Genomic DNA, 999 nt, shown 5'->3' with positions numbered 1-999 from the left:
ACGTCGCGTCGGCCGGTAACGGCATGTCGTTCGGCGCTGCCGTCGCGTGCCTCAAGAAAGGCCAGCGCGTTGCGCGTGACGGCTGGAACGGGAAGAACATGTTTCTGTTCCTCGTCCCCGGCTCGCGGTTCAAGGTCAACAGGCCGCCGCTGTTGGGCATCTACCCCGAGGGTGCCGACATCCAGTACCACGGCCATATCGACATGAAGACGGCGCAGGGCTACGTCGTGCCCTGGCTGGCCTCCCAAGTCGATATGCTGGCGGAAGACTGGTACATCGTGCCGGACGCGCGGCAGGCCGACTTGCTGGCCGAGACGTCCAGCTAGGCCATAATCTCGGCCAGTATCGCCGCCTCGCTGGCGTCCTCGACGACTTCCACAAACGAAGCGTCGATCACGTCAGCGGGGTCCGGCGGCGGCAGGAGACGCCCTTGCGCACGCTCCCGGCCGCGATCCAGCGCCGCGATGATTGCCGCGTCCGCCGTGATTGTATGTTCCACAGTGACCTTGTCGCCGTAGTCCTTGACGCGGCGTTTCGACAGCAGCCACTTGATATTCTCGGAAACGACCTTGGCCATGCGCGCGTCGCTGTGGCGCGTGTCGATGTCGATTAGCGTGTCAGCAAGTATGTCCTGCCCCGACTGTTCCGCCGTTATCAGCGCGTCTTGCAATTCCTGCTGATTGGCGACATACTTCTTGAACGTGGGGATTGGCAGGCCGACTTTCTTGCACGCAGCCGTAACCGTCTCGCCGTTGCTGATTAGGTCGATAACGCGAAGTACCTGCGGATAGATGTCATAAGGCGTCGACATGCGACGACTATAGGGGAAGACAGCGCAATGAGCAAGCTCACGCTCGAAGCGGAGATAAAACTAGCCGAAGCCATCGCGCGCTACTACGACGACCCGCTGGGCTTCGTCATGTTCGTATTCCCGTGGGGCGAAGCGACGCTACCGGACGGGACGGCCAATCCGCTGCGCGAGAAGAAAGGCCCCGAGCG

2 protein-coding genes are annotated in these 999 nt (G+C 62.1%); one reads left to right on the top strand and one right to left on the bottom strand.

Annotation, left to right across the window (positions count from 1 at the left end):
* A partial coding sequence (locus tag ACK4TH_RS12210; RefSeq protein ID WP_409626835.1) for a DUF2829 domain-containing protein occupies window positions 1-326 on the top strand: 326 nt, incomplete at its 5' end.
* Here the strand turns inward: ACK4TH_RS12210 and ACK4TH_RS12205 are convergent.
* On the bottom strand, window positions 323-811 hold the full coding sequence (locus ACK4TH_RS12205; RefSeq protein WP_409626833.1) for a hypothetical protein: 489 nt from the start codon (window positions 809-811) through the stop codon (window positions 323-325). The two genes, ACK4TH_RS12210 and ACK4TH_RS12205, sit on opposite strands and share 4 nt — an antisense overlap.
* Window positions 812-999 lie beyond the last annotated feature (188 nt).

Source organism: Tepidimonas sp. (assembly GCF_046292505.1).
GTDB lineage: Bacteria > Pseudomonadota > Gammaproteobacteria > Burkholderiales > Burkholderiaceae_C > Tepidimonas.
This window is presented reverse-complemented; position numbering and strand designations above follow the sequence as displayed.

What these genes read in the sequence shown, in the direction of transcription:
- ACK4TH_RS12205 (WP_409626833.1), bottom strand. Translation starts at nt 811, where the DNA reads ATGTCGACGCCTTATGACATCTATCCGCAGGTACTTCGCGTTATCGAC.